Origin of the sequence: Stutzerimonas stutzeri (genome assembly GCF_024448895.1) — a bacterium.
In the GTDB taxonomy this organism is placed as follows: Bacteria; Pseudomonadota; Gammaproteobacteria; order Pseudomonadales; family Pseudomonadaceae; genus Stutzerimonas; species Stutzerimonas stutzeri_Q.
Genome location: NZ_JAMOIC010000007.1, coordinates 46,477 through 71,418, shown reverse-complemented (window position 1 = coordinate 71,418; position 24,942 = coordinate 46,477). Strand labels below are relative to the sequence as shown.

At 59.7% G+C, this 24,942-nt stretch carries 26 protein-coding genes and 1 pseudogene; 15 read left to right on the top strand and 12 right to left on the bottom strand.

From position 1 onward, the window contains the following. The first annotated feature begins 155 nt into the window (after window positions 1-155). The 11 genes and pseudogenes from ffh (at window position 156) to thrC (ending at window position 9,523) form a co-directional block, all read left to right on the top strand. Complete coding sequence (gene ffh, locus NA619_RS10625) at window positions 156-1,535, top strand: signal recognition particle protein (RefSeq protein ID WP_255961834.1); 1,380 nt, start codon at window positions 156-158, stop codon at window positions 1,533-1,535. Between the two features lie 187 nt (window positions 1,536-1,722). Continuing rightward, window positions 1,723-1,974: a 30S ribosomal protein S16 gene (rpsP, locus tag NA619_RS10620; RefSeq protein ID WP_122165489.1), complete on the top strand. Its 252-nt coding sequence runs from the start codon at window positions 1,723-1,725 to the stop codon at window positions 1,972-1,974. A 4-nt stretch (window positions 1,975-1,978) separates the two neighbouring features. After that, window positions 1,979-2,515 carry a ribosome maturation factor RimM gene (gene rimM, locus NA619_RS10615; protein ID WP_255961833.1) on the top strand — a complete coding sequence of 179 codons (537 nt, stop codon included), beginning with the start codon at window positions 1,979-1,981 and terminating at the stop codon, window positions 2,513-2,515. 5 nt (window positions 2,516-2,520) lie between these two features. Further along, window positions 2,521-3,273 (top strand): tRNA (guanosine(37)-N1)-methyltransferase TrmD, encoded by a 753-nt coding sequence (gene trmD, locus NA619_RS10610; protein WP_255962005.1) that lies wholly within the window; start codon window positions 2,521-2,523, stop codon window positions 3,271-3,273. A gap of 43 nt (window positions 3,274-3,316) precedes the next feature. Continuing rightward, the gene (gene rplS, locus NA619_RS10605; protein WP_021208319.1) at window positions 3,317-3,667 is read left to right on the top strand and encodes a 50S ribosomal protein L19; all 351 of its coding nucleotides are present in this window, start codon (window positions 3,317-3,319) and stop codon (window positions 3,665-3,667) included. A 155-nt stretch (window positions 3,668-3,822) separates the two neighbouring features. After that, window positions 3,823-4,226: pseudogene (locus tag NA619_RS10600) on the top strand (acyl-CoA thioesterase). A 59-nt stretch (window positions 4,227-4,285) separates the two neighbouring features. Continuing rightward, the gene (gene xerD / locus NA619_RS10595; protein ID WP_255961832.1) at window positions 4,286-5,182 is read left to right on the top strand and encodes a site-specific tyrosine recombinase XerD; all 897 of its coding nucleotides are present in this window, start codon (window positions 4,286-4,288) and stop codon (window positions 5,180-5,182) included. Window positions 5,183-5,308: 126 nt separating this feature from the next. Further along, window positions 5,309-6,034: a thioredoxin fold domain-containing protein gene (locus NA619_RS10590; protein ID WP_255961831.1), complete on the top strand. Its 726-nt coding sequence runs from the start codon at window positions 5,309-5,311 to the stop codon at window positions 6,032-6,034. Window positions 6,035-6,143: 109 nt separating this feature from the next. Beyond that, window positions 6,144-6,641 carry a GFA family protein gene (locus tag NA619_RS10585; protein WP_255961830.1) on the top strand — a complete coding sequence of 166 codons (498 nt, stop codon included), beginning with the start codon at window positions 6,144-6,146 and terminating at the stop codon, window positions 6,639-6,641. A 109-nt stretch (window positions 6,642-6,750) separates the two neighbouring features. Then, window positions 6,751-8,055 (top strand): homoserine dehydrogenase, encoded by a 1,305-nt coding sequence (locus NA619_RS10580; protein ID WP_255961829.1) that lies wholly within the window; start codon window positions 6,751-6,753, stop codon window positions 8,053-8,055. 58 nt (window positions 8,056-8,113) lie between these two features. Then, window positions 8,114-9,523: a threonine synthase gene (gene thrC / locus NA619_RS10575; protein WP_255961828.1), complete on the top strand. Its 1,410-nt coding sequence runs from the start codon at window positions 8,114-8,116 to the stop codon at window positions 9,521-9,523. Window positions 9,524-9,674: 151 nt separating this feature from the next. Here thrC and rnt read toward each other — a convergent pair whose 3' ends face one another. Next, window positions 9,675-10,349, bottom strand: coding sequence for a ribonuclease T (gene rnt / locus NA619_RS10570; RefSeq protein WP_255961827.1), 675 nt, complete (start codon window positions 10,347-10,349; stop codon window positions 9,675-9,677). After that, window positions 10,346-11,389, bottom strand: coding sequence for a dihydroorotase (gene pyrC / locus NA619_RS10565; RefSeq protein ID WP_255961826.1), 1,044 nt, complete (start codon window positions 11,387-11,389; stop codon window positions 10,346-10,348). The genes rnt and pyrC overlap by 4 nt, the downstream gene beginning before the upstream one ends. 186 nt (window positions 11,390-11,575) lie before the next feature. On the opposite strand from pyrC, the gene NA619_RS10560 reads away from it, so the two are divergent. The 3 genes from NA619_RS10560 (at window position 11,576) to gloA (ending at window position 14,253) form a co-directional block, all read left to right on the top strand. Then, window positions 11,576-12,472 (top strand): flagellar protein MotY, encoded by an 897-nt coding sequence (locus NA619_RS10560; protein ID WP_255961825.1) that lies wholly within the window; start codon window positions 11,576-11,578, stop codon window positions 12,470-12,472. Window positions 12,473-12,557: 85 nt separating this feature from the next. Beyond that, window positions 12,558-13,775 carry an argininosuccinate synthase gene (locus NA619_RS10555; protein ID WP_255961824.1) on the top strand — a complete coding sequence of 406 codons (1,218 nt, stop codon included), beginning with the start codon at window positions 12,558-12,560 and terminating at the stop codon, window positions 13,773-13,775. Window positions 13,776-13,860: 85 nt separating this feature from the next. After that, a complete protein-coding gene (gene gloA, locus NA619_RS10550; protein WP_255961823.1) occupies window positions 13,861-14,253 on the top strand; it encodes a lactoylglutathione lyase in 393 nt (130 codons plus the stop codon). Window positions 14,254-14,303: 50 nt separating this feature from the next. On the opposite strand, the gene NA619_RS10545 is transcribed toward gloA, so the two are convergent. The 8 genes from NA619_RS10545 to rsxA form a co-directional block, all read right to left on the bottom strand. Beyond that, entirely contained in the window at window positions 14,304-14,483 is a 180-nt protein-coding gene (locus NA619_RS10545) for a PA3496 family putative envelope integrity protein (RefSeq protein WP_122165466.1), read from the bottom strand. Window positions 14,484-14,592: 109 nt separating this feature from the next. Further along, entirely contained in the window at window positions 14,593-15,231 is a 639-nt protein-coding gene (nth, locus tag NA619_RS10540) for an endonuclease III (RefSeq protein WP_255961822.1), read from the bottom strand. Window positions 15,232-15,250: 19 nt separating this feature from the next. Beyond that, window positions 15,251-15,964: an electron transport complex subunit E gene (locus NA619_RS10535; protein WP_255961821.1), complete on the bottom strand. Its 714-nt coding sequence runs from the start codon at window positions 15,962-15,964 to the stop codon at window positions 15,251-15,253. Then, window positions 15,961-16,731 carry an electron transport complex subunit RsxG gene (gene rsxG / locus NA619_RS10530; RefSeq protein ID WP_255961820.1) on the bottom strand — a complete coding sequence of 257 codons (771 nt, stop codon included), beginning with the start codon at window positions 16,729-16,731 and terminating at the stop codon, window positions 15,961-15,963. Before rsxG ends, NA619_RS10535 begins: the two co-directional genes overlap by 4 nt. Window position 16,732: 1 nt before the next feature. After that, entirely contained in the window at window positions 16,733-17,761 is a 1,029-nt protein-coding gene (locus tag NA619_RS10525) for an RnfABCDGE type electron transport complex subunit D (protein ID WP_255961819.1), read from the bottom strand. Between the two features lie 55 nt (window positions 17,762-17,816). After that, on the bottom strand, window positions 17,817-20,723 hold the full coding sequence (gene rsxC / locus NA619_RS10520; protein ID WP_255961818.1) for an electron transport complex subunit RsxC: 2,907 nt from the start codon (window positions 20,721-20,723) through the stop codon (window positions 17,817-17,819). Next, complete coding sequence (gene rsxB, locus NA619_RS10515; protein ID WP_255961817.1) at window positions 20,720-21,295, bottom strand: electron transport complex subunit RsxB; 576 nt, start codon at window positions 21,293-21,295, stop codon at window positions 20,720-20,722. The genes rsxC and rsxB overlap by 4 nt, the downstream gene beginning before the upstream one ends. Further along, window positions 21,292-21,876, bottom strand: coding sequence for an electron transport complex subunit RsxA (rsxA, locus tag NA619_RS10510; protein ID WP_255961816.1), 585 nt, complete (start codon window positions 21,874-21,876; stop codon window positions 21,292-21,294). Before rsxA ends, rsxB begins: the two co-directional genes overlap by 4 nt. A 226-nt stretch (window positions 21,877-22,102) precedes the next feature. Between rsxA and NA619_RS10505 the strand changes: the two genes are divergently transcribed. Next, window positions 22,103-22,549: a hypothetical protein gene (locus NA619_RS10505; protein ID WP_255961815.1), complete on the top strand. Its 447-nt coding sequence runs from the start codon at window positions 22,103-22,105 to the stop codon at window positions 22,547-22,549. A gap of 86 nt (window positions 22,550-22,635) precedes the next feature. Here the strand turns inward: NA619_RS10505 and NA619_RS10500 are convergent, their stop codons facing one another. Both NA619_RS10500 and NA619_RS10495 read right to left on the bottom strand, forming a co-directional pair. After that, window positions 22,636-23,457, bottom strand: a complete 822-nt coding sequence (locus tag NA619_RS10500; RefSeq protein ID WP_255961814.1) for an enoyl-CoA hydratase — start codon at window positions 23,455-23,457, stop codon at window positions 22,636-22,638. A 213-nt stretch (window positions 23,458-23,670) separates the two neighbouring features. Continuing rightward, entirely contained in the window at window positions 23,671-24,915 is a 1,245-nt protein-coding gene (locus NA619_RS10495; protein ID WP_255961813.1) for an ABC transporter substrate-binding protein, read from the bottom strand. Window positions 24,916-24,942 lie beyond the last annotated feature (27 nt).

Here is a 24,942-nt window from a genome sequence, read left to right as displayed (position 1 = left end):
CGCAGGTCGAGAAGCGCCTTGCCGCGCTGCGCCAGCTCCGCTTGTGAATATGCCGTTTGGCGGTATTGATGAAATGCGTGGTTGTGGGGTACCGGCTCAGGGGTCGCAGCTTCTATAATCCGTCCCCTTAACCACACCCAGCGTGGAAATGGCACATGTTTGAAAACCTAACCGACCGCCTCTCGCAAACGCTTCGCCATGTTACCGGCAAGGCCAAGCTGACCGAGGACAACATCAAGGACACTTTGCGGGAAGTGCGTATGGCACTGCTCGAAGCGGACGTCGCGCTGCCTGTGGTCAAGGAGTTCGTCGCAAAGGTCAAGGACAGGGCTGTCGGTACGGAGGTTTCCAAAAGCCTGACGCCGGGGCAGGCTTTCGTGAAGATTGTCCGGGCCGAGCTCGAAGAACTCATGGGTGCGGCCAACGAAGATCTCTCGCTGGGGGTGGTACCGCCTGCCGTAGTCCTGATGGCGGGTTTGCAGGGGGCGGGCAAGACAACTACGGTCGGCAAGCTGGCCCGTTTCCTCAAGGAGCGTAAGAAGAAGTCGGTATTGGTCGTGTCGGCCGATATCTACCGTCCAGCGGCCATCAAGCAGCTAGAGACACTGGCCGCAGAGGTCGGGGTCACCTTCTTCCCGTCTGATGCCAGCCAGAAGCCGGTCGAGATCGCGCAGGCGGCCATTCGCGAAGCCAAACTCAAATACATCGACGTGGTGCTGGTCGATACCGCGGGCCGTCTGGCTATCGATGCCGAGATGATGGCTGAGATCCAGGCGGTTCACGCAGCAATCAATCCGGCCGAGACGCTGTTCGTCGTCGACGCCATGACCGGTCAGGATGCGGCGAATACCGCCAAGGCGTTCGGCGAAGCGCTGCCGCTGACCGGTGTGGTCCTCACCAAGGTGGACGGTGATGCGCGCGGTGGTGCTGCGCTTTCGGTGCGCCATATTACCGGCAAGCCGATCAAGTTCCTCGGCATGGGTGAGAAAAGCGATGCGCTCGAACCCTTTCACCCGGATCGTATCGCTTCGCGGATTCTGGGCATGGGTGATGTGCTCAGCCTCATCGAGCAGGCCGAGCAGACCCTGGATCGTGAGAAGGCCGAGAAACTCACGAAGAAACTCAAGAAAGGAAAGGGCTTCGATCTCGAGGACTTCCGCGACCAGCTCCAGCAGATGAAGAACATGGGTGGGCTCGGTGGCCTGATGGACAAGCTGCCGTCTATCGGCGGCGTGAACCTGTCGCAGATGGGCAACGCCCAAGGGGCGGCAGAAAAGCAGTTCAAGCAGATGGAGGCCATCATAAACTCGATGACGCCGATCGAGCGTCGTAACCCGGACATCATCAGTGGGTCGCGCAAGCGTCGCATCGCCATGGGCTCAGGCACCCAGGTGCAGGATATCGGACGGCTGATCAAGCAACACAAGCAGATGCAGAAGATGATGAAGAAGGTCAGCGGCAAAGGCGGCATGGCCAAGATGATGCGTGGTATGGGCGGTATGTTCCCGGGCGGCGGTGGGATGCCCAAGTTCTAGATTCAGGCTTCGCCGCGGCGCACCCTGCGGCTCGCGGCCGAGGCGTAGCGGGCCTCTTGCCTGGGCCTGCGGTTCATTTTGAAAAAGCCATTTGCAAAAGTCCGGATAATCCTTAGAATATGCGGCCTTTCGGGCCTTGGGCCCTGCATTCCAGATTTGCTGTACCGACTACAGGAACGATGTTCACATGGTAACTATTCGTCTCGCCCGTGGCGGCTCCAAGAAGCGCCCTTTCTACCACCTGACCGTGACCAACAGCCGCAACCCGCGCGATGGTCGCTTCGTTGAGCGTATCGGTTTCTTCAACCCGATCGCTTCGGGTGCGGAAGTGAAGCTCTCTGTAAACCAGGAGCGTGCCACTTATTGGTTGAGCCAGGGCGCACAGCCGTCTGAGCGTGTTGCTCAGCTGCTGAAGGAAGCATCCAAGGCTGCTGCCTAAATACATGAACGCAACGTCAGCCCCGGTCGAAGACCTGATCGTCATCGGCAAGATCGTATCGGTGCATGGCGTGCGTGGTGACGTGAAGGTCTATTCCTTCACTGATCCGATCGACAACTTGCTGGGCTATAAACGCTGGACGCTTAGGCGAGGCGATGAAGTCAAGCAGGTTGAGCTGGTCAAGGGGCGCCTCCAGGGGAAAATACTGGTGGCAACGCTCAACGGACTTGCTGATCGTGAGGAGGCGCGAACCTACGCCGACTTCGAGATATGCATCCCTCGTAGCGAACTTCCCGACTTGTCCGGCGAAGACTATTACTGGTTCCAGCTTCAGGGCCTGACCGTTATCAACCAGCTTGGGCAGTTGCTCGGGCGGGTGGATCATCTGCTTGAAACCGGTGCCAACGATGTTCTGGTGGTCAAGCCTTTTGACGGCAGCCTGGATGATCGTGAGCGTTTGCTGCCCTATACCGACCCCTGTGTACTGAAGGTCGATCTGGGTGCAGGCGAGATGCACGTCGAATGGGACGCGGACTTCTGAGCGACATGTCCGGTTTTCGTGTCGAGGTGATCAGCCTGTTTCCGGAGATGTTTTCGGCTATCCGTGACTTCGGTATCACCAGTCGCGCGGTCAAGCAGGGGCTGCTTCAGCTGCGATGCTGGAATCCCAGGAGCTACACCGAGGATCGGCACCAGACGGTGGATGATCGGCCTTTCGGTGGCGGCCCGGGTATGGTGATGAAGATAAAGCCACTCGAGCTTGCGCTGGCGGATGCCAAGCAGGCCGCTGGCGAGGGCGCGAAGGTGATCTACCTATCGCCTCAAGGGCGTCAGCTTAAGCAGGCTGATGTTCGCGACCTAGCTAAGGATGAGGCGCTCATTCTGATTGCTGGTCGCTACGAAGGTATTGATGAGCGCTTCATAGAAGCGCATGTCGATGAGGAATGGTCGATTGGCGACTACGTGCTGTCTGGCGGTGAATTGCCAGCCATGGTGCTGATCGATGCGGTGACCCGCTTGCTCCCCGGGGCGTTGGGTCATGCTGATTCCGCTGAGGAGGATTCGTTTACCGACGGCCTGCTCGACTGCCCGCATTACACACGACCGGAAGTGTATGCGGACAAACGTGTTCCTGAGGTGCTGCTTAGCGGCAACCATGAGCACATCCGGCGCTGGCGCTTGCAGCAGTCCCTCGGAAGGACCTGGGAACGCCGCGCTGATCTTCTGGATAGCCGCTCGCTTTCTGGGGAAGAACAAAAGCTGCTGAAGGAATACATCCGTCAGCGGGACGATAGTTAACGTATCGATGGCACGCCATGAAGGCGTGTCTTAGGAGCACAGCATGACCAACAAGATTATCCAGGCGCTCGAAGCAGAGCAGATGACCAAAGAACTGCCCCCGTTCGCCCCCGGCGACACGGTAGTTGTTCAGGTCAAAGTAAAGGAAGGCGAGCGTGAGCGTCTGCAGGCCTTCGAAGGCGTAGTTATCGGCAAGCGTAACCGCGGCCTGAACAGCGCTTTCACTGTTCGCAAGATTTCCAATGGCGTTGGCGTCGAGCGTACCTTCCAGTACTACAGCCCGATGGTTGACAGCCTCAGCGTCAAGCGCCGTGGTGATGTTCGCAAGGCCAAGCTGTACTACCTTCGCGCGCTGTCCGGCAAAGCGGCACGTATCAAGGAAAAGCTTTCCTGAGAAGGCGCTTTTCGCAGACAAAGAAGCAGCCTCCCGGCTGCTTTTTTGTTTCTGGAGTTCATTGATTTCAACTTTATCCAGTGCTGCCCAGATGGCGGGGTGACAAGAACTACAAGAATCGCAGCGCGACGGTGGCCACAAACCCGAGAAGTGGTATGACTCCAAGAGAAAGTGAAATCCTTCGACGCACCGAGCTGTCCGTTACTCACGTCACGAAGGCAGTTTTTCCTCCGACTACCAACCATCACAACACCCTGTTTGGGGGAACCGCCCTTGCGTGGCTGGATGAGGTCTCTTTCATCACCGCAACCCGTTTTTGCCGACAACGGTTTCTTCCGATCGCATCGACTTCAATCATCCGATTCCAGCCGGCTCCATTGTCGAGCTGATTGGTCGAGTGGTTAAAGTAGGCAACACGAGCTTGAAGATTGACGTGGGAGTGTTCGTCGAGAACATGTACAGCGATGGTCGCGAGCTGGCTATCAAAGGTACATTCAGCTTCGTGGCCGTTGGCGAGGATAATCGACCGGTCCCTGTGCTTCCGAACGTCGATGACTGATCTGGCGAGGCAGCTATTGGCTGTGGAACACTAATGCTCAATTCTTGTGGCGCCCGCCAATGCCTGCTCTTGATGATCCGCTGATCGACCAGTTTTTAGACGCCCTTTGGCTCGAGAAGGGGCTTTCGGATAATACCCGAGACGCGTATCGCAGTGACCTGGCCTTATTCAATGGCTGGCTCGACGAGCGCGGCGTTCGTTTGATCGGGGCGGGGCGCGAGATGATCCTCGACCACCTCGCCTGGCGGCTATCCAGCAATTACAAGGCGCGTTCCACCGCCCGATTGCTTTCGGGGCTTCGTGGTTTTTATCGGTTTCTTCTGCGTGACGGTTTGATTTCGGTCGATCCGACGCTGCGCGTCGAGCTGCCTAAGCTCGGGCGGCCCTTGCCCAAAGCGCTGTCGGAGGCAGACGTCGAAGCGCTGTTGGGTGCTCCAGATATCGGCGATCCGCTTGGTATGCGTGATCGGGCGATGCTGGAGGTACTTTATGCAACCGGGCTTCGCGTGACGGAGCTGATCAGCCTCAGCCTGGAGCAGATCAATCCTCGCCAGGGCGTATTGCGCACTTTCGGTAAGGGCAACAAAGAACGGCTGGTACCGCTTGGTGAAGAGGCGCTGCATTGGGTGACGCGTTACATGCTTGATGCGCGCGCTGCGCTTCTTGCGGGCAAGCCCAGTGATGTGGTGTTTCCCAGTCGGCGTGGTGACCTGATGACTCGCCAGACCTTCTGGCATCGAATCAAGTTGCATGCCCTGCAGGCCGGTATTTCAACTTCTATTTCTCCGCACACCCTGCGGCATGCGTTCGCCACGCACCTGCTCAACCACGGTGCCGACCTTAGAACTGTCCAGATGCTGCTTGGGCATAGTGATCTTTCGACAACGCAGATCTACACGCACGTTGCACGTGCGCGTTTGCAGGCACTGCATGCACAACATCACCCGCGCGGTTGACCCAGGCTGCAGGAGGTGCGCGGTAGGCCACAAAGTCAACTGCCGGGCGAATGGAGGTACGGGCTCGATGGTTGGGGCTATGTTAATCTGCCGGCCTTCCCCCGATCGAAGTCGCCAGGAGACTCCATGCGCGTGATTCGTTTATTTGCTGCCGTGACACTCGGTCTTGCCAGCACCTTCGCCCTGGCTGCTGATGCTGACAAGGCCATCCGTGACTCACTGAAGGCCATTCAGCCCGACATGCCCATCGAGTCGATCGCCGAAAGCCCGATGGATGGTGTGTATCAGGTGCAGCTCAAAGGAGGGCGGCAGCTCTACGCCAGCGCTGACGGTCAATTTGTCATTCAGGGTTACATGTTCCAGTTCAAGGATGGTCAGGCTGCCAATCTGACCGAACAGGCACAGAACCGCTCCGTCGAAAAGACCATCGAGGCGATTCCTGCCAGCGAGATGGTGGTTTTTGCCCCCAAGAATCCAAAGACCCATATCACCGTGTTCACCGACACCGACTGCGGCTATTGCCAGAAGCTGCACAGTGAAGTCGCCGAGCTCAATCGATTGGGTGTCGAAGTCCGTTATATGGCCTTTCCGCGCCAGGGCATGGGAAGTCATGGTGCCAACACGCTGACCAGCGTCTGGTGCGCCGACGATCGTCAGGCTGCAATGAACAAGGCCAAGGCGCGTGAAGACGTGCCGGCCGCCAGTTGTGAAAACCCTGTCGCCAAACAGTACGAATTGGGTCAGCTGATTGGCGTTCAGGGGACGCCGGCCATCATTCTTGCTGACGGGCAAATCATTCCCGGCTACCAGCCCGCCCCGCAACTGGCTGAGCTCGCGCTGAAGGCGCAGTAGTCGCAGCGGGCAGTGTCCCCGGTCATGTAAGGCACTGCTCTTTCGCCTTCGAGTGAACTGTTACGCATCTCGTGTTCAAAGCCTGAAGGCATACCGAGGAGGCGAATAGATGAAGCTTGAAGGTTCCTGTCACTGCAAGGCCGTTCGTTTTTCTCTCGAATCGGCCGAGCCATATCCGTTCATGCGTTGCTACTGCTCAATCTGTCGCAAGACGGCGGGCGCGGGCGGCTATGCAATCAATCTGGGCGGCGACAATCGAACATTGGCCGTCGAAGGGCGGGAGAATCTGAGTGTCTATCGGGCGCGCATGGTTGACGCCGAGACGGGCGCAAGCAGCGTGAGTGATGGCCAGCGCCACTTTTGCAAACTCTGCGGTAGCGCCCTCTGGTTATGGGATCCGAACTGGCCTGATCTAGTACATCCACTGGCGTCCGCAATAGATAGCGACTTACCTTCACCTCCTGAGTGCACCCATCTGATGCTCGCTTCGAAGGCGTCCTGGGTGGAGCCGCAGATCGGGCCGGATGATCGCTGCTTCGACGATTATCCGGATGAATCCCTCAGCCAGTGGCATCACCGTCTGGGGTTGCAGAGCAAGCCTGAATAGCGATGCCCACCGCTGCCACGGATTTGACTAAATCTCGTGCGCTTCGTAATGTGCGACTCTTTTGTTCGGCCGCTGTGCAGGGCCGTTCGCTGGCAATGGGGAGCGCAACTTGAAACCGGTGAAAGTGGGCATCTGTGGGTTGGGAACCGTCGGTGGCGGAACCTTCAATGTGCTCGAGCGCAACGCCGCGGAAATCGCGCGCCGTGCGGGGCGCGGAATCGAAGTCGCGCAGATTGCGGCTCGCCATGCAAACCCCAAGTGCAACACCGGTGACACACCCATTACCGCCGATATTTTCGAGGTGGCGAACAACCCTGAGATCGATATCGTTGTCGAGCTGATCGGCGGCTACACGCTGGCGCGTGAACTGGTGCTCAAGGCCATCGAGAACGGCAAGCATGTGGTCACGGCGAACAAAGCGCTGATCGCGGTCCACGGTAACGAGATTTTTGCAAAGGCGCGTGAGAAGGGCGTCATCGTCGCGTTTGAGGCGTCAGTCGCAGGCGGCATCCCGATCATCAAGGCAATTCGCGAAGGGCTTGCAGGCAACCAGATCAACTGGCTAGCCGGCATCATCAATGGCACTGGCAACTTCATCCTCACCGAGATGCGGGAGAAAGGGCGCACCTTCGAAGACGTCCTCCAGGAGGCTCAGGAGCTGGGTTACGCTGAAGCGGATCCGACCTTCGACGTCGAGGGCATTGATGCCGCCCATAAGCTGACCATCCTTGCGTCGATTGCCTTTGGCGTACCGCTGCAGTTCGAAAAGGCCTATACCGAGGGTATCTCACGCCTGACAACTGCTGACGTCAACTATGCCGAGGCGCTGGGCTATCGCATCAAACACCTGGGTGTCGCTCGCAGTACCGCTTCGGGCATCGAGCTTCGCGTGCATCCAACGCTCATTCCTGCGGACCGGCTGATCGCCAACGTCAACGGCGTCATGAACGCTGTCATGGTCAATGGTGATGCAGTCGGCTCGACGCTCTACTACGGGGCAGGTGCTGGTACGGAGCCGACAGCATCGGCGGTCGTTGCGGATCTGGTCGATGTGGCTCGCGCGCTGACCACCGATCCGAACAACCGTGTCCCGCACCTGGCGTTCCAGCCGGACTCGCTTTCTGCTCATCCGATCCTGGCGATCGAGTCTTGCGAAAGTGCTTACTATCTTCGCATTCAGGCCAAGGATCATCCGGGCGTTCTGGCTCAAGTGGCGACCATCCTGTCCGAGCGTGGCATCAACATCGAGTCCATCATGCAGAAGGAAGCCGAGGTCCAGGACGGACTGGTGCCGGTTATCCTCGTCACGCACCGCGTGGTTGAGCAGCGGATCAACGACGCCATCGCTGCGCTCGAGGCCCTGGACGATGTGGTTGGCAGCGTAGTGCGAATCCGTGTCGAGCAACTGAATTAATCAGCAACGCCGGGCCGCTCAGGCGGCCTGTAGTCCGCTTCCAACGTAGGTTTGAAAAATGCGCTACATCAGTACCCGTGGCCAGGCGCCCGCCCTGAATTTCGAAGACGTGCTGCTCGCCGGGCTGGCCAGCGACGGCGGTCTGTATGTGCCGGAAAATCTGCCGCGGTTCACCGTCGAGGAGATCGCATCCTGGGCGGGTCTTCCGTACCACGAGCTGGCGTTCAAGGTAATGCGGCCTTTCGTGACCGGCAGTATTCCAGATGCGGATTTCAAGCAGATCCTGCAGGAGACCTACGGGGTTTTTGCCCATAGTGCTGTGGCGCCGCTACGCCAGCTCGACAGCAATGAATGGGTACTTGAGCTGTTCCATGGCCCGACCCTGGCATTCAAGGATTTCGCGCTGCAGTTGCTGGGTCGTCTGCTTGATTACGTACTGGCCAAGCGCGGCGAGCGGGTCGTGATCATCGGTGCGACCTCCGGAGACACCGGATCGGCAGCGATCGAAGGCTGCCGTCGCTGTGACAACGTCGATATCTTCATCCTCCATCCGCACAACCGGGTATCGGAGGTGCAGCGTCGGCAAATGACGACAATTGCTGGCGAGAATATTCATAACATCGCCATCGAGGGTAACTTCGATGACTGCCAAGAGATGGTCAAGGACAGCTTCGCCGATCAGGGCTTCCTCAAAGGGACTCGCCTGGTAGCGGTTAACTCGATCAACTGGGCGCGGATCATGGCCCAGATCGTGTATTACTTCCATGCGGCATTGCAGCTTGGTGGGCCGTCTCGTTCGGTGGCGTTCTCGGTGCCCACAGGCAACTTTGGCGACATCTTCGCCGGCTACCTGGCGCGCAATATGGGGCTGCCGATCAGTCAGCTGGTCGTGGCCACCAACCGCAACGACATCCTGCATCGATTCATGAGCGGCAACCGTTACGACAAGGACACGTTGCATCCCTCGCTTTCACCGTCGATGGACATCATGGTGTCGTCCAACTTCGAACGGCTGCTGTTCGACCTGCATGGCCGTAATGGCGCTGCAGTCGCCGAGCTGATGAGTGCCTTCAAGGCCAGCGGCAAGTTGTCGGTAGAGGAAGAGCGTTGGACCGAGGCCCGCAAGCTGTTCGACTCACTGGCCGTGGATGACGAGCAGACCTGCCGAACTATCGCTGAGGTGTTCGAGTCCACCGGCGAGCTGCTGGACCCGCATACCGCAATTGGCGTCTACGCCGCGCGTGAATGCCGTCGTAGCCTGGCGACACCGATGGTGACGCTGGCTACCGCACATCCGGTCAAGTTTCCGGAAGCGGTTGAAAAAGCCGGCGTTGGCAAAGCGCTTGAGCTGCCGGCACACCTGGCTGACCTGTTCGAACGCCCCGAGCGCTGCACCGTTCTGAACAATGACCTCAAGGCGATGCAGGCCTTTGTCAGCGAGCACGGCAATCGCGGAAAGCCACTTTAGACGAGCGCGGATACCAAAAGGCCAGTCTAGTGACTGGCCTTTCTCGTTTCTGTAAGCCCTTATCATAGAGTGGGCTTGAGCCCCCCATCGAAGGCAATGCAAACCGTGTCGACCACGGCTTTGGTGTGCGGGCGCCGATTCTCTGCTGAGCTTATTCGTCGAACTCTTCCCAGCCGCCCATTTCCTTCCACCGATTGACGATGCCACAGAACAGCTCTGCGGTTTTCTCGGTGTCATAGCGCGCTGAGTGCGCTTCCCGGCCATCAAAATCGATGTCTGCAGCCTGGCAGGCCTTGGCCAGCACGGTCTGGCCGTAGGCGAGGCCGGCGAGGGTGGCGGTATCGAAGCTCGAGAACGGGTGGAACGGGTTGCGCTTGATGTCGCAGCGCGCGATGGCCGCGTTGAGAAAGCCCAGATCGAAGCTGCTGTTGTGGCCGACCAGGATCGCACGCTTGCATCCGGCTGACTTTACCGCCTTGCGTACACTGCGGATGATTTCGTTAAGCGCTTGGGATTCTGGGACGGCCATGCGCAGCGGGTGGTCGAGCTTGATGCCAGTGAACTCGAGCGCAGCGGCCTCGATATTGGCACCTGCGAAGGGTTCGACCCGGAAAAACAGGGTTTCCTGTGGGTATAGCAGGCCTTGCTCATCCATCCCGATGGTTACCGCAGCGATCTCCAGCAAAGCGTCGGTGGCGCAGTTGAAGCCACCGCACTCGACGTCCACGACCACTGGCAGAAATCCCCTGAAGCGTCGCGCCATGGGCGAGCGCGGCTTGCCGGGGCTGTTGCTTTCGAGCTCGTCATCAAACTGCTCGTCACTCATGCGTTTGTCTCCAGCCGCCATTGCAGGGTTTCGCCGGCGCGCAATGGCACCACGTTATGGTCGCCAAACGGCAGGTTTGCCGGAACGCTCCAGGGTTCACGTACAAGCGTGATCGTCTCGGTATTGCGGGGCAGCCCGTAGAAGTCGGCGCCAAAGTGGCTGGCGAAGGCTTCTAGGCGGTCCAGTGAGTTGCGCTGTTCGAATGCCTCGGCATACAGCTCTATCGCGGCGAACGCGGTGTAGCATCCTGCGCAACCGCAGGCGTTTTCCTTGGCATGCTGGGCGTGCGGTGCCGAGTCGGTGCCGAGAAAGAACTTGGGGTTGCCGCTGGTTGCCGCGTCGAGTAGTGATTCCTGATGGACGTTGCGCTTGAGGATTGGCAGGCAGAAGAAGTGCGGGCGGATGCCGCCGACCAGCATGTGGTTACGGTTATAGAGCAAGTGATGAGCCGTAATGGTTGCGCCCACGTTACTGCTGGCGCCTTCAACGAACTGCACCGCATCGCGCGTGGTGATGTGTTCGAATACGACCCTGAGGCTCGGGAAGCGCTCGGTCACCCGGCTCAGCTGTTCGTCGATGAAATATTTCTCGCGATCGAAGATGTCGATCTCTGCGCGTGTCACTTCGCCATGTACCAGCAGCGGCAGGCCGACTTCGGCCATGGTTTCCAGCACCGCAAAGATGTTGTCGATGCGGGTCACGCCTGATGCCGAGTTGGTGGTCGCGCCGGCCGGGTAGAGCTTGGCGGCATGGACATAGCCGCTTGCTTTCGCTGCTCGGACGTCGTCCGGCTGCGTGGCGTCGGTGAGGTAGAGCACCATCAACGGCTCGAACCCGCTCCTCGCCGGTTTGGCGGCGAGAATCCGCTGGCGGTAAGCGTCCGCTTCGGCCGCGTTGCGTACCGGAGGAACCAGGTTGGGCATGATGATTGCGCGCGCGAACTGGCGTGCGGCGTCCGCCACGGTGTGAGGCAACGCTGCGCCGTCGCGCAGGTGGATGTGCCAGTCGTCGGGGCGCAGTAAGGTCAGTCGGTCGGACATGCAGAGTTCCAGGCGGGCAAAACGTGCGGGAATGCTACCGGAAAGCTGTGAAAAAATCGCCGCAGGCGGGAGGTCCGGCCATAACAAATGCCTGCGGGAAGGGCACGGCCAGCGCAGCGGTTGGGTTCAAGTTTTGCTGGCCGGCACCGATACCCCGTTTGAATGTTGATCTCCGTGGAGCCTGCCGTGCGCTTGCGTCTTCTAACCATCGTCTGTCTGCTGGCCTCACCGGCCAACGCGCTTACGTTCCAGACACGTCTGGAGCGCGCGCAATGGCAGGTGGAAGGCGACCAGTTCGAGTGTCGGTTGACGCAACCGGTGGCCGGTTTCGGCGCAGGCGAATTCGTCCGGCGCGCTGGCGAAGAGGCGACCTTTCGTTTGCAGTCGCCTGATCGCTGGATGGGCAACGGTTCGGCGACCTTATTAGCGGCGGCGGCACCCTGGCAGCCTGAGCGCGGCGACATCGATTTGGGCATGGTTTCGGTAATTGGCGGAGACGATTTCCCGCTCAACAGTTCACAGCTGCAAGCTGGGCGTTTGCTAAGCGGATTGCTCGAGGGGCGCAGTCCGGTGGTGCGTCACCGCACGCGGCAGGGCGGGGAGGCGTTGGAGGTGAGGTTGCTGCCGGCGCGATTCGGCAAAGCCTATGAAGAGTTCCGGACCTGCACGGCCAAGCTGCTGCCAGTTAATTTCGATCAGGTTCGCCAGTCACAGGTCGGCTTCCCCTCGGGCGATATTGCGCTCGACGCACTTGGACAGGCCAAGCTCGACATCATTTTGCAATTTCTCAAAGCTGACCCTAGCGTCAATCGCATCCAGCTCGATGGTCATTCCGACAACAGCGGCAACCGGCTGACCAACCGCGATCTCTCCAGACGCCGGGCGCTGGCCGTTGAGGAGTACCTGATTGCCAATGGCGTTGCGAAAGAGCAGATCACGCTGCGCTTTCATGGTGAGCGCTACCCGGTGGTGCCTAACAACAGCGAGGCGAATCGGGCAAAGAACCGCCGGGTGACCCTTAAGCTGGAGCGCGGCCCCGCGACTACCACGGCCGCTACTGCTGGCGGCGCTCCGTCGTCCTGATACCGGGCGGCGTTCACGGCCCTGTAAAACAAACGTCGCGACCAGTAGAATCCCCGCTTTCCTACAATCCCGGGAGTGGATGGCAATGGCCGACGTAAAGAAGGTAGTCCTGGCGTATTCCGGTGGCCTGGACACCTCGGTGATCCTTAAGTGGCTGCAAGACACCTATAACTGCGAAGTGGTGACCTTTACCGCTGACCTCGGTCAGGGCGAAGAAGTCGAGCCAGCCCGAGCCAAGGCGCAGGCCATGGGTGTCAAGGAAATCTATATTGATGATCTGCGCGAAGAGTTTGTCCGCGATTTCGTCTTCCCGATGTTCCGCGCCAACACCGTTTACGAAGGCGAGTACCTGTTGGGTACTTCCATTGCCCGCCCTCTGATCGCCAAGCGTCTGATCGAGATTGCCAACGAAACCGGCGCTGACGCCATCTCTCACGGCGCCACCGGCAAGGGCAACGATCAGGTTCGTTTCGAACTCGGCGCCTATGCCCTCAAGCCGGGCGTCAAGGTGATCGCGCCGTGGCGTGAGTGGGATCTGCTCTCGCGCGAGAAGCTGATGGATTATGCCGAAAAGCATGCAATCCCGATCGAGCGCCACGGCAAGAAGAAATCGCCGTACTCCATGGATGCCAATCTGCTGCACATCTCCTATGAAGGCGGCGTGCTGGAAGATACCTGGACCGAGCACGAAGAAGACATGTGGCGCTGGACCAAGTCGCCGGAAAATGCGCCGGACACGCCGACCTACATCGAGTTGACGTATCGCAAGGGCGATATCGTCGCTATCGACGGCAAGGAAATGAGCCCGGCCGAAGTGCTGACCCACCTGAACAAGGTTGGCGGCGAGAATGGTATTGGTCGTCTGGATATCGTCGAGAACCGCTACGTCGGCATGAAGTCACGTGGCTGCTACGAGACGCCCGGCGGCACCATCATGCTCAAGGGGCATCGCGCGATCGAGTCGATTACCCTGGACCGCGAAGTGGCACACCTGAAAGACGAACTGATGCCCAAGTACGCCAGCCTGATCTACAACGGGTACTGGTGGAGCCCGGAGCGCAGCATGCTGCAGCAGATGATCGATGCCTCGCAGATCAATGTGAACGGTGTGGTTCGTCTGAAACTCTATAAAGGCAACGTCATCGTCACTGGCCGCAAGTCGGACGACTCGCTGTTCGATGCCAACATCGCAACCTTCGAGGACGACGCGGGCGCCTACGATCAAGCCGACGCTGGCGGCTTCATCAAGCTCAACGCGCTGCGCATGCGTATTGCCGCGAACAAGGGCCGGACCCAGTTCTAACGGAACGGGACACGGCTCTGACATAACCCCGGCCATGAGCCGGGGTTATGCTTTCTGCCTTGCTATGAATGAGGAGAGCCACACCATGAGACTGCTGCATACCATGCTGCGAGTCGGCGATATGGACCGATCCATCGCCTTTTACACAGAAGTGCTGGGCATGACCCTGCTACGCCGCAAGGACTACCCGGAGGGCAAGTTCACTCTGGCCTTCGTCGGCTACGGCGACGAAGCACATAACAGCGTGTTGGAATTGACCCATAACTGGGGTGTAGAGAAGTACGACCTGGGCGATGGCTACGGCCACATCGCACTGGAAGTCGAGGACGTCTACAAGGCGTGCGAAGACATCCGTGGCCGCGGCGGCAAGATCACCCGGGAGCCGGGGCAGATGAAGCACGGCACCAGCATCCTGGCCTTCATCGAAGATCCGGATGGTTACAAGGTCGAGCTGCTGTCTCCGTCGCGTCGAGACTGACAGCATTCGAAAGCTACAAAAAAGCCCCTATCAACGGGGCTTTTTACATTTCAAAGATCGAAGTCGAACTCGTTGAGCTGCTTCTGCAAACGACGCTCTTCGAGCAGGTTGTCGATGATGCGGCGTTTGGTGAGGTTGGTCTTGGCAACTTCAACCGGAGCTTCAGCGGCATCGTCTTCGTCTTCAGCGACAAAGTCGTCTTCGATCTGAATATCTTCTTTTTCGGACACTTGTAGTACTCCACGGCATAGGCGCGCTGTTGGCGCACCTTATAGCGACAAATGTGGTAGCCGTAAAAAAGATTTTTTCAATCGTGCGATAGCTTTTGCGTGTAGAGGCTCAATCGTCGGAAGTCTTGTGCTTGTACTCGCAGAGATCCTCGATGCGGCAGCTTCCACATTGAGGTCTGCGAGCCTTGCAGACATAGCGGCCATGCAGGATAAGCCAGTGATGCGCATCCAGCAGATAGTCCTTGGGAACGAACTTGACCAGCCTTCGTTCAACCTCGAGGACATTCTTGCCCGGCGCGATATTGGTGCGGTTGGCGACGCGGAAAATATGCGTGTCGACCGCCATGGTGAACTGGCGGAATGCCGTGTTCAGGACGACATTGGCTGTTTTGCGACCTACTCCAGGCAAGGCTTCGAGGTCTTCTCGGTTGTCCGGGACCTCGCTGCCGTGCTTTTCCATCAGGATTCGACAGGTCTCCAATACGTTCTTGGCTTTGCTGGGATACAGGCCGATGGTCTTGATGTAGCTGCACAGGCCGTCATAACCAAGTGCGTAGATGGCTTCCGGAGTGTTGGCAACCGGGTAGAGTCTGGCGGTGGCCTTGTTGACTCCGACATCCGTGGCCTGAGCGGACAGGATCACGGCGATCAGCAGCTCAAAAGGCGTGCTGTAGGCCAGCTCGGTTTTAGGCTCGGGGTTGTCCTCATGGAAGCGACGAAAGATTTCCAGGCGTTTTGCAGCATTCATGATGGCGTTCCAACCGACCTCATTCAATCACGCCGGTTACACGGACGCGACGACTCTGCACGGGTGCTTCTGGCTGCCTGGCCTTGGCGCGCTCGGCCAGTTGGTGGTCGATACGATTCTTCAGTGCAATCAACAGACCCAGCACGATGAAGGCGCCTGGCGGCAGGATCGCCAATAGGAAGCCCTTGTAGTCGGTGAACAGCGTGATTTGCCAATCGGCGGCAATCGGCCCGAACAGTAAGTGCATGTTGGCAAACAGGGCACCGGTTCCCAGTAGCTCACGCACACCTCCCAGCACAACGAGCACCACCGCGAACCCCAGTCCCATTACCAGTCCGTCGTAGGCCGCTATGAGGGGATTGTGCTTGGCAGCGAAGCCGTCAGCTCGGCCTAGAATCACGCAGTTAGTGGTGATCAGTGGAATGAAAATACCGAGGATCTGATACAGCTCGTACGTATAGGCCTGCATGAGCAATTCGATGCAGGTTGTCAGCGCTGCGATGATCATCACGAAGGCGGGCAGGCGCACCGCTGTGTTGACCACGCTCCGCACCAGCGACACACCTATGTTCGAGCACACCAGCACCAATGCCGTCGCGAGCCCGAGACCCAGCGCGTTGACTGCCGAGTTGCTGACGCCTAGCAGCGGGCAGAGGCCCAGCAGTTGGACCAGGGCCGGGTTATTCTTCCACAGGCCGTCGATGCTCAGTTCGCGGTAACTGGGATTGCTCATTGAGGTTGGCCTTCTGGCTCGGGCTGAGGATCGTCGGCTTGCAGGTCGTCACGGGTCGCGGCGGCGCCGGCGCGCGAATGAGTGGTCACCTCGTCCGGTACGACCTCGCTTTCCAGCGCCTGATCGGCCGTCATCGGCGCAGTGGTAGCGGTCAGCAGCTCCTGCTTGTGTGCATCGAAATACTGCAATGCCCGGTGCACAGCACCCACCACGGCACGCGGTGTGATGGTCGCACCAGCGAATTGATCGAACTCGCCGCGATCCTTTTTGACAGCCCAACCGGAAGCGTCGGGGTTATTCAGCGACCGACTTTCAAACGAGCGTATCCAAGGGCTTTTGCTCAGCTCGATCTTGTCACCCAGGCCCGGGGTTTCACGGTGAGCCACGACGCGCACGCCGGCGATCCGGCCGTCCGCGAGCACGCCGATCAGCAGATGTATCGCGCCGCTGTAGCCGTCTGGCGCAACCGCCTGCAGGATCACTGCCACGGGGCGGCCCTCCTTGAGAGCGATGTAGGCGGGTAATGGCTGCCTTGCCCCAAGAAGCGGATCCTGCACGTCGATACTGTTATCGAGCAGCTGATTGTCGTAGCTGCCGCTCGGCAGAATTTCATTCAAGGCACGCAACTGTGCAGCGCGTTCGGACGCTTCTATGCGTTCGGCCGTGAATTGCTGAAGCAGGGTCACAGCACCCACTGTCACAACAGCGAACAGCCCTAGCACCAGGCTGTTCTTGAACATCGAGCGGCTGATTTCGGGAAGCATCATGTCATTCGCCCAGCTTGAAGCCGCGCTCGGCCTTGCGATGGCCATAAGTGCGCGGGCGGGTGTAGTAGTCGATGGTCGGCGCCGCCAGGTTCATCAGCAGTACGGCGAACGCCAAAGCGTCCGGATAGCCGCCCCAGGCGCGAATGATGTAGACGAGGATGCCGACGCCTGCGCCGAAGATCAGCCGCCCCTGATTGCTCGTTGCGCTGCTCACCGGGTCCGTGACGATGAAGAACGCACCGAGCATGGTTGCGCCGCTGAGCAGATGGAACAGCGGGGAGCCATGGCTATCGGAACCTGAGCCGTTCCAGAACAGCAGGCTCATGATCGTCAATGCAACGAGCATCCCGACTGGGGCATGCCAGGTGAACAAGCGTTTGTGCAGGAGAAAGAGACCGCCCGCGAGGAATGCGAGGTTGACGACTTCCGAGCCGATGCCACCAAAGTGACCAAATGCCGGGTTTGCCCAGAGCTCATCGATGGTCAGGCTCTTGTTGACCTTCAGTACATCAAGCGCGGTCGCCTGTGCCCAGCCATCGGCAAGCGGGGCGATACCAAGAATGTGCTGCAGCCCTGCACTCAACCCGACGCCGTGCGGAACCGGCCAGGTGGTCATTTCGACGGGGAAGGAAACCAGCACTACGACATAGCCGATCATCGCGGGGTTGAACGGATTCTGCCCCAGTCCGCCGTAGAGCTGTTTGCCGAAGACGATGGCGCTCCCGGTAGCGATCAGGGTTAGCCACCACGGCGAGTAGGGAGGGAGCGCCAGTGCCAGCAATACGGCCGTAACCAGCGCGCTGCCGTCGCGTAGAAAGAACGGAACCGGGCGATGCCTGAGCTTGAGGACGAGCGCTTCGCAACCGAGCGCGACGGCGCTTGCCCAGGCCAGATTGATCAGCGTACCGACGCCGTAGAGCCAGGTGAGTACGATCACGCCGGGCAGTGTGGCCGCCAGCACCAGCAGCATCACTCGCTGAGTACGGTTGTTGCCCTTGGTGTGGGGTGAAGTAATACGGGGCAGGGCCATTGGCTCTCCGGTTGAACGCTGTGTAGGGCGCCATGACTGGTCGCCCTGGGAATGGTTACGCCTGTGGCGTGTCCGCTCCCAAAGAATCGGTGTGTGCCTGCAATTTGTGCTCGGCCTCTGTCAGACGCAGCTGAGCAGCCGACAAGGCTGCTGGATCGCTGGCTTCATCGCGCTCCAGCTTGCGAAGGTCGGCTCGGGCGAAGGCGAGGTCGGTCTTCACCGTACGAGTCCGTTCGTCTACGGGCCGTTTTTCACTACGGATTAGTTCGGGCACGGGTTTTCCGGAGTTTGCCTCGGCATCGTGCAGCGCCTGCTCGGCGGTGGCCAGGCCATCCCGGAGCCTGCTCAGTTCAGCGTCTTCGGCACCGGCCTTTTCGGCCTTCTTCAGCTCTGCTCGTTTCATCGCCAGTTCAATCTTTGCTTTCTTGAGCGCTACTTCTCCAGGCGTTTTGATTGCAGGAGCTGGCGCAGAGGCGGTCGGCGTTTCGAGCGCTTTTTCAGCTTCTGCCAGCTGCGCGTGCAACTGGCTCAGTTCCTTATCCTGTTCTGAGTCGCGCGCTTCCAGTTTTTCCAGCTTGCGGATCTGTGCACGCAACATGGCGGCTTCGATCTTGGCTTTTTTAGCTGCTTCATCATGTGCCGGTTTGGCTGGAGTGGCGGCGGGTGCGCTATTGGTTGTAGCTGCCAGCGCCTCGTCTGCTGAAGCCAGCTGCGTCTGAAGCTTGCTCAGCTCGGCCTGCTGTTCGGCGTCGAGGCTTTCGACCTTTTCCAGCTTGCGGATCTGTGCGCGCAACATGGCGGCTTCGATCTTGGCTTTCTTGGCTGCCTCGTCATGCGCCGGTTTGGGTGGAGTGGCGGCGGGTGCGCTACTGGCTGTAGCCGCCAGCGCCTCGTCTGCGGCAGCCAGCTGCGTCTGCAGCTTGCTCAGCTCGGCCTGCTGTTCGGCGTCGAGGCTTTCGACCTTTTCCAGCTTGCGGATCTGTGCGCGCAACATGGCAGCTTCGATCTTGGCTTTCTTGGCCGCCTCGTCATGTGCCGGTTTGGCCGGAGGGACGGCGGGTGCGCTACTGGCTGTAGCTGCCAGCGCCTCGTCTGCAGCAGCCAGTTGCGTCTGCAGCTTGCTCAGCTCGGCCTGCTGTTCGGCGTCGAGGCTTTCGAGCTTTTCCAGCTTGCGGATCTGTGCGCGCAACATGGCAGCTTCGATCTTGGCTTTCTTGGCTGCCTCGTCGGTTGCGACAGCGGGCGCCGCTTGGGCAGGAGCTGATGCTGCCGTCGCCTCATCGAGTGCCTTCTGGGCCAGAGCCGCCGCCTCGCGGAGTTGGGCGACCTGTGCTTCGAGTTCCGGCGTCGCGTGGGCTGCGAGCTGCTTTTCGGCCTTCTTCAGAGCAACCTGCGCCATGCTCGCCTCGATCTTGAGCTTTTTCTGCTCATCGGAAAGCACGACTTTGTTTGCCTGTACCCGCGCTAATGGGTCGTCCTGGCTCGTGGGTGAACTGGTCTCGGTCTGAGCCGCCTTGGCGCGAGCAGCACGCTCGGCGCGTGCCTTGCGATCGGCTTCCTTCTGTTCTTCGGCGCGGCGCAAACGCTCCTGACGCAATTCGAATCGCTGTTTCGAATGCTCGGCCTTCTGCTGTTTTTGCTCCAGCCCTCGGATTTCGCCTTTTGCCGCCCGGTAGTACTGCACTAGCGGAATGCTCGACGGGCAGACATAGGCGCAGGCGCCGCATTCGATGCAGTCGAACAGGTTGTAAGCCTTGAGCTGCTCATGCTCCTGGCCAAGCGCGAAGAAGTGAAGCTGTTGCGGCAGCAGACTGGCCGGGCAGGCCTCCGCACATTCACCGCAGCGGATGCAGGGTAGCGCCGGGGGTGGAGGGGGGAGTTCTGCAAGGGTGCTGGCGAGAAGGCAGTTGGTTGTCTTGATCAGAGGGACGTCCATCGACGGCAGGGTGAACCCCATCATCGGCCCGCCCATGATCAGCCGGTTCAAGCGGTCTTTGTCGAGGCCGGCATAGCTCAGCAGATCCGTTACGGGCGTGCCGATCAGCGCCTCGACGTTCATGGGCTGGCCCAGCGCTTCACCCGTTAGCGTGGTGATGCGCGAGATGAGCGGTTTGCCCAGCAGCACAGCATCATGAATGGCCACGCAGGTGCCGACGTTTTGGCAGAGCATGCCGATGTCTGCAGGCAAGCCGCCGCTGGGCACCTCTTCGCCGGTCAGTATCTGTATCAGCTGCTTCTCGCCGCCAGATGGATACTTGGTCGGAAACACCTTGATCTCGAAATTGCGCTCGCCAACAGCTGCGCGCAAGGCTTCTACCGCTTCGGGCTTGTTGTCTTCGATGCCTATCAGCACCTGGTCTGGCTTGATCAGGTGCGCCAGTATCTCGATACCTGCGATGACTTCCGCCGCTTTCTCCCGCATCAGCAGGTCATCGGCCGTGATGTAGGGCTCGCACTCGGTGCCGTTGATGATGAGCGCACGGATCTTGCGAGTGGGTGGGGCGGTCAGTTTGACTGCAGTGGGAAAGCCGGCACCACCGAGGCCGCTGATCCCGGCCTGACGGATAAGCTCCAGCAGATCACTGGGTTGCATGGACCTGTAGTCTGCCGGTGGCTGCAGCTCTGTCCACTCGTCCTGGCCATCGCTGTCGATGACAATGGCATTGCTGAGCATGCCCGACACATGGGGGTAAGGCTGAGGCCCGATGAAGCCGATGGTCCCGGAAGTGGGCGCATGGACCGGCGCGCTGACGAAACCACTGGCTTCTGCGATCTTCTGCCCTTTGAGCACGCGCTCGCCCAGAACGACACAGGGTTCGGCCGGCGTACCCAGATGCTGAGCGAGCGGGACCACAAGCCTGGCGGGCAAAGGGAACTGCTGGATAGGCGTGCGGTTGGAGAGATCCTTGCGCTCGGGCGGATGAATCCCGCCATGGATGTCCCAGACGTTCATCGAAGTCATGCCGCCTGCTCCTTGTCACTGGCAATCAACTGGCCTGGCATCAGCGGCTGGTCCCATTTCCAGCTCTGCAGGTTGCTGCCGACTTCGATCATGTCGATGCAGTCGACGGGGCAGGGCTCCACGCAAAGATCACAGCCCGTGCACTCGGAAACGATGACGGTGTGCATTTGCTTGGCGGCCCCGACGATGGCATCGACCGGGCAGGCCTGGATGCACTTCGTGCAGCCTATGCACTCCGCTTCGCGAATGTAGGCGACACGGGGCGGGACTTCGCCTTCGACCGCATCCAGAGGCTCGGGCTCGACGTCCAGTAGATCAGCCAAGGCCTGGATGGTCGACTCGCCGCCGGGCGGGCACTTGTTGATCTTGTCGCCGCCGGCAATTGCCTCGGCGTAGGGCTTGCAGCCCGGATAGCCGCATTGGCCGCACTGAGTCTGTGGCAGCAGCGCATTGATCTGCTCGGCGATGGGGTCGCCTTCCACGCGAAAACGTACCGCCGCGAAACCTAGGATTGCGCCGCACAGCAGACACAATGCAAGCAATGCGAGTACGGCAATCACGACCAGACTCATAGCTTGATCAACCCGCTGAAGCCCATGAACGCCAGCGATATCAAACCGGCCGTGACCATGCCGATGGCTGCACCCTGGAACGAGCGGGGGACATCGGCAATGGCGATCCGCTCTCGCATCGCGGCAAACAGGACCAGGACGAGGGAGAAGCCCAGTCCGGCCGCAAAGCCATTGGCTGTTGCGGTAATGAAGGTGAATTCGGACTTGTTGGCGTTCAGCAGCGCGACGCCGAGCACGATGCAGTTGGTCGTGATCAGCGGCAGAAAGATTCCCAGCACGCGGTACAGCAACGGACTGGTCTTGTTCACCACCATTTCGGTGAACTGCACCACTACGGCAATGACCAGAATGAAACTGATGGTGCGAAGGAACTCCAGGTCCAGAGGCTTCAAAATGTATTGCTGAACGATGTAGCTGCACATCGCTGCGAGCGTCAGCACGAAGGTGGTCGCCAGGGACAGGCCGATGGCCGTTTCGATCTTCTTTGATACGCCCATGAAGGGGCAAAGGCCAAGGAACTGCACCAGCACAAAATTATTGACCAGAATGGCGCTAACCATGATCAGAGCGAGTTCGGTCATCGCGGGGTTCCTGTGCGCTCTGCATGAGCCGAGGCTAAAAGGCCGCTATTATCGGGAACCGGTGGCGAGGGTACAAGGCCACAGGGAGTACAGCGTGGCTCTTGCTGCGATTCGTTGACACATCCGGACATGCACCTGGCATGCAGCCAGGTGTCAGCCGGTTTTGACTGTGGTCTGATAGTTCGAGGCCGCAGCTTTCAGGCAGGGCGGCTGCCGGAGGTGCACGATGAAGATTCGCATGATGGTCATGGTTTTGGGATTGGGCATTGCAGCTCAGGCGAGCGCTGACTCGCGGGGCGGCGTTTGGTTCTACCAGCCAGACGGCGGTAGCTACCGAGTCGAGAGTCGCTCCCAACAGTACGATCCCCGCAGCCCTTATCCTCAGCACAGGCAGTACCCGCAAAATCTGCCCCCACGCTATCAGGGGCAGCTCCCTCCGCAGTATTACGAGCGTCACCGCGGGTCGGACCGGCAGCACTGGAACCACGAACGTCGGGGAGATGCTCGACAGTTGCAAGGGTGGAAGGGCGAGCGCAGATCAGGATTGGATCGCCCGCAGCGCTGGGATCGTGACCGTTCCAATAACTATGGCCGCCGTCCGCCCGTTCGTGATGGGCGTGATTACAGAACGCACCAGCGTCACGATTACAACGGTAGGCACTACCGCCGCTGATTGGCCCGCACGCCATGAGGCTTGGATGCCGCTGAGCCATCGAGGCCCGGCGGCGTTTTACATCTTCCTGAGAGCGCTAGTCGGCCCTAGCGATTCCTCCAGCGTGGATCTCGTTTTTCCAGAAAGGCGGTGACGCCCTCCAGGGTGTCCTCGGCTTCGAATAGGTCGACGAAGGCTTCCCGTTCCGCTGCAGCTAGGCTGACAGGGCCTCGGCTGCGCATCGAATCGATCAACGGTTTGATCGTGCGTACGGCAACCGGGCTCTGTCGAGCAACCCGTGAGGCCAGCAGAAGCGCATGCCCGCGCGCCTCGCCGGTGGCAACCACCTGTTCCACCAGGCCAATGCGCAGTGCCGTATCTGCCGTCAGACGCTCACCGCAGAGAATCATTCGCTTGGCCCATCCTTCACCCACGAGCCACGCCAGTGCCTGCGTACCGCCTGCGCATGGCAACAAACCGACTGAAGCTTCTGGCAGCCCCAGCTCCGCCTGCTGTTCTGCAATACGTATGTCGCACGCCAGCGCGCACTCCAGCCCGCCGCCTAGCGCGAAACCATTGATGGCGGCGATGGACACACCGCGAAACTCGCGCAACGCCTCGAACGCTTCGCCAAAGCGCTTGGCCATTTCGCGGGCGCGGATTCGGTCGCCATCGGCAAACAGCTTCAGATCAGCCCCGGCGCTGAAAAACTTCTCGCCCTGGCCACTGATGACCAGCGCGTAGACCTCATCGTCATGGTTGAGGTGCTCGACTACCTGCTTGAGGCCGATCAGTGATTCGCGATCCCAGGTGTTGGCGGGGGGGTGGTTAATGGTGATCAGTGCGGTATGGCCATGCTTCTCTACCGTCAGCTTATGGGTCAGGTCGAAAACACCGGCTTTGTAGGGCTCGACTGCGGTTGTGCTCATGTGTAGTCATCCTCTTCGCTCTTGCTTGCTTCGGATATCCGGGACCGCCCGCAGTTCGGACGGCCCCAGACAATAGATCCGTGCTGATAACCAAAGTGTAGGCGTGGACGATGACGGGGTGTGGGCGGTTACGGCGAAGGGCAATCAGCGCTCGCACGTCTGCGGAGCGCTGGCTATGGGACGGAGGAGGGCAGGCTAGAGCCGTTCAGCCAACTATTGCAGCGCGAGCGTCTGGCCTGTGGCGCGACGTTCTGCCTGCCACTCGGCAAGTGACGGCGCAGCCTGTTCGCCGGTGAGACGGTGAACAATTTCGAAGTAGTCCTGCTTGAACCGGTCCTTGAGCACCTCCTCGCGGGGTTTGACCTTGACTGCATAGACCGTCTGCACGTTCTGGTGGTCGAAGGTGCGCCACTGCTGTTCGTCCTTGAGCAGGCTGTAGCGATGCCCTTCGAGCGCGGCGATGACCCGCTCGCTGTCGATGCTGCGCGCCCGCGTGGCCGCATCTGCCCACTGGTAAACGATGCTATAGGCTGATGCAGCCGAGCTGGACGGGTGAGTCTGGTAGCGCTCGTCGTAGCTTTCGACGAATTTCTGACCGGCGACCGAGCCTTCAAGCTCAGGAACCCGCCATGTCCAGGGCTCGGTGCCAAGTACGCCGCGCATGATGTCCGGCCCTGCGGTTTCGACCATGCTCAATGTCAGATTCGGCACCGCGACCTGCATTTTCTTGTTCAGGCCCATCTCGTCTGCAATACGCATCGCGCGCACAAGGTCTTCGCCGAACAACACCAGCACCAGCACTTGCGCGTCGCTGGCTGCGACTTGAGTCAGTGCTTGCCGATAGTCAGAAAGACGGGCGCCAGGGAATGCCGTTTTCACGCCCGGGTGTTTGGCGGTGTCCAGAGTGCTGGTGGCCTGACGCAGCGAGCTCTCGCTGGTGTGGCCCCAAGTGTAGTCGGACGTGATGTAGAAGTAGCGCTTGTCCGGCAAATGCTTGTTCATGTACTGGCCCAGTACTTGGGCGCTCATCCAGGCATTGTTGCATTCGCGGAACATGTATCGATGAGCATCTTTGCCCGTCGTGTCGTTGGAGTAGGTAAGGGTGCCGAAATAGAGAAGTCCACGCTCTTTGGCGCGCTTGCCTGCTGCAATGGCGACCGCGCTCGATGCACCGCCGAACAGCATCGCTGCTTCCTCGTCAGCCAACTTGTCTACGTTGGCGACTGCTTTCTCCGGGCGTGAGGCAGAGTTGCGAGTGGAGAGCTTAAGTGGTCGCCCGAGGACGCCTCCCTTGGCATTGATCTCTTCGATTGCCAGCAGAGCGCCACGCATCTGCGATAGGCCTTCTTCCTTGTAACTGCCGGTGCGGGGATAGTTGAGTCCGAGGGTTATCGGATCGGCAGCTTCAACTGCCAGACAAAACCCCAGCCCAAGAGCGAGGAGCGCAGTCCGTTTCATTGCAGATTCCTTATTGTATTTTTTGTT